The following is a 3,708-nucleotide window of genomic DNA, read 5'->3' on the forward strand; positions in this document are numbered from 1 at the left end:
ACAGTAAAGGTTCACGGGGTCTTTCCGTCCTACTGCGGGTATCCGGCATTTTCACCGGAATTACAACTTCGCCGAGATCCACGTTGAGACAGTGCCCAGATCGTTACACGATTCGTGCAGGTCGGAATTTACCCGACAAGGAATTTCGCTACCTTAGGACCGTTATAGTTACGGCCGACATTCACCGGGGCTTCGCTTCAGAGCTTCGCATTGCTGCTAACCCCTCAGCTTGACCTTTCGGCATTGGTCACGTGTCACACCATATACTTCCTCTTCGGAGTTTGCATAGTGCTGTGTTTTTGTTAAACAGTCGCCTGGGCCTCTTTGTTGTAACCCTAGTCCGCTTCGAGGAGCAAGTCCTCTGACGGTCAAGGGCACCCCTTCTCCCTAAGTTACGGGGCTAATTTGCCGAGTTCCTTAACGTGGTTACTCTCGCGCACCTTAGGCTTCTCGCCTTACCTACCTGTGTCGGTTTGCGGTACGGACACCTTACCTTTAACGTTTAGAAGCTTTTCTAGTCAGCATAGCATCGATCAATCCACTTTGTCCGAAGACTCCATGTCCCCAGCTCTCAGACTTAATGGCTGGCGGATTTTCCTGCCAGCCGTCCTACGGCCTTAGACTGTCATATAGACAGCTGATCTAGCATACTGCACCCCTTCATCACTCCAGTAAGATGGTACAGGAATATTAACCTGTTGTCCATCGGCTACGCCTTTCGGCCTCGCCTTAGGCCCGACTAACCCTGGGCGGACGAACCTTCCCCAGGAAACCTTAGGTTTTCGGTGACCAGAATTCTCGTCTGGTTTTTCGCTACTCATGCCTGCATGGTCACTTGTATGCAGTCCACCAACCTTTTCAGGATGGCTTCAAGCCGCATACAACGCTCTTCTACCACTCTATCCTTGCGGATAAAATCCACAGCTTCGGTTTTAGACTTAGTCCCGATAATCTTCGGCGCGGAATCACTCGACCAGTGCGCTATTACGCGTTCTTTAAATGATGGCTGCCTCTAAGCCAACATCCTGGCTGTCATAGCAACTCCACATCCTTTACGACTCCACTTAGTCTAAATTGGGGACCTTAGCTGATGGTCTGGGCTTTTCCCCTCTTGGCCGTGCAGCTTATCCCACACGGCCTGACTCCCGTAGTAAGTTTTCCAGTATTCGGAGTTTGATAGTCTTTGGTATCCCGGTAAGGACCCTCTGACAGTCAGTGCTCTACCCCTGGAAAATATTGTACGAGGCTAACCCTCAAGCTATTTCGAAGAGAACCAGCTATTACCGAGTTTGATTGGTCTTTCGCTCCTATCCACAACTCATCCCGTGATTTTTCAACATCAATAGGTTCGGCCATCCACTCCGTGTTACCGGAGGTTCCGCCTGGCCATGGATAGATCACTCGGTTTCGGGTATACTCCATACAACTAGACGCATTTATCATACTCGCTTTCGCTTCGGCTACGCACATGGCTTAACCTTGCTGTATAGAAGTAACTCGCAGGCTCATTATGCAAAAGGCACGCGGTCGTCCCCACAAGGAGGACTCCCACACTTTGTAGACACAAGATTTCAGGTACTTTTAACTCCCCTTCCGGGGTACTTTTTCACCTTTCCCTCGCGGTACTAGTTCACTATCGGTCACTGATATGTATTTAGCCTTGGGAGGTGGTCCCCCCTGATTCAGACGGAGTTTCACGTGCTCCGCCTTACTTGGGATACCTATAGGCCGGCTTCAGTTTTCAAATACGGGGCTTTCACCCTCTCTGGCTGATCTTTCCAGATCATTCTTCTAACTTCCGCACGTACCATGTTAAGGTCCCGCAACCCCGCAGTGTAAACACCACGGTTTAGGCTCTTCCGTTTTCGCTCGCCACTACTAACAGAATCTCTCACGATTTATTTTCCTCCAGGTACTGAGATGTTTCACTTCCCTGGGTATTGCCTTACAGCCCTATGAATTCAGACTGTAATGATCCGACATTACTCGGAACGGATTGCTCCATTCGGAAATCTCCGGTTAAACGCTTGTTTGCAGCTCACCGAAGCTTATCGCAGCTTACCACGTCCTTCATCGCCAATCAGTGCCAAGGCATCCATCTTGTGCCCTTAGTAGCTTAATCACCAAAATAATTTTAATCTCAACAAAAGTTGCATAAATAAGTCTTATTAGAACTCATTTACCCTATTCTTCTTATTTAGTTTTCAATGAACATCGGATAACGGACTTTTCCGTACCACCGAATATTTCAAGACGTTTCCGCCTGAAAAATCAAAATCTTCTTCAAAGTTCCTCCACCATATCAATCCTCTTCCGAGCATATGAATGGTGGGCGCAATTGGAGTTGAACCAATGACCTCGTCCTTATCAGAGACGCGCTCTAACCAACTGAGCTATGCGCCCTAGGTTTGTCCCGCCCTGCGGGACTCCGAGGGCCGGTCCTGGTCAAAAATCCCAAATGTCTTGCTATCTCGATTGATCCACCAGCGACTTTAGTCAACTGGTGGAGCTAAAGGGACTTGAACCCTTAACATCTAGCTTGCAAAGCTAGCGCTCTAGCCAATTGAGCTATAGCCCCTTAAAAAAATCAAAGAACTTTGCTCTTTAAAAAACTGAATAGTACGATGTGTCCGTGTTGAAAATGTTTCCATTCTCACATCCAGATGTTACTCTGGAGTTTAACCGTATTCCAAACTTATTAAGGTCTGGAATTACTCCTTAGAAAGGAGGTGATCCAACCGCAGGTTCCCCTACGGTTACCTTGTTACGACTTCATCCCAGTCACTAACCACACCTTCGGCGCCTCTCTCTTTTGCAAGTTGAGTCAGCGACTTCGGGTGCAATTAGCTTCCATGATGTGACGGGCGGTGTGTACAAGGCCCGGGAACGTATTCAAGGCGTCGTAGCTGATACGCCTTTACTAGCGATTCCAACTTCATGTAGTCGAGTTGCAGACTACAATCTGAACTGGGGCCGGTTTTGAGGATTTGCTCCACCTCGCGATTTCGCATCCCATTATACCGACCATTGTAGCACGTGTGCAGCCCTGGATATAAAGGCCATACGGACTTGACGTCATCCACTCCTTCCTCCCGCTTAGTAACGGGCAGTCTCGCTAGAGTCCTCAGCATTACCTGTTAGTAACTAACGACATGGGTTGCGCTCGTTGCCGGACTTAACCGAACATCTCACGACACGAGCTGACGACAGCCATGCAGCACCTGTATACCTGTTCTTGCGAAAGACTGTGTTTCCACAGCTGTCAAGTATATGTCAAATCCAGGTAAGGTTCTTCGCGTTGCATCGAATTGAGCCACATGCTCCACCGCTTGTGCGGGCCCCCGTCAATTTCTTTGAGTTTTAGCCTTGCGGCCGTAGTCCCCAGGCGGTGAACTTATCGCGTTAGCTACGACACGGAAGGGGTTAAATCCTCCCACGTCAAGTTCACAACGTTTACAGTATGGACTACCAGGGTATCTAATCCTGTTTGATCCCCATACTTTCGTCCCTGAGGGTCAGCAATCGTCCAGAGATCTGCCTTCGCCTTTGGTGTTCCTCCTGATATCTACGCATTCCACCGCTACACCAGGAATTCCAATCTCCTCTCCGATGCTCTAGCCAACCAGTTTCCAATGCAGTTCCAAGGTTGAGCCTTGGTATTTCACATCAGACTTAGCCGGCCCCCTGCGGACCCTTTACGCCCAATAA

At 49.0% G+C, this 3,708-nt stretch carries 2 tRNA genes and 2 rRNA genes; all 4 read right to left on the bottom strand.

Features of this window, described 5'->3' with window-relative positions:
- A 23S ribosomal RNA gene (locus WAZ62_RS11570) occupies nt 1-2,122 on the bottom strand; the annotation flags it as partial.
- Nucleotides 2,123-2,326: 204 nt separating this feature from the next.
- Nucleotides 2,327-2,403, bottom strand: a tRNA-Ile gene (locus WAZ62_RS11575).
- Between the two features lie 98 nt (nt 2,404-2,501).
- Nucleotides 2,502-2,578 (bottom strand) — tRNA-Ala (locus WAZ62_RS11580).
- A gap of 144 nt (nt 2,579-2,722) precedes the next feature.
- Nucleotides 2,723-3,708: ribosomal RNA gene (locus WAZ62_RS11585) — 16S ribosomal RNA — on the bottom strand; the annotation flags it as partial.

The sequence above is a fragment of the Zavarzinia sp. genome, from assembly GCF_049306435.1.
In the GTDB taxonomy this organism is placed as follows: Bacteria; Pseudomonadota; Alphaproteobacteria; order Zavarziniales; family Zavarziniaceae; genus Zavarzinia.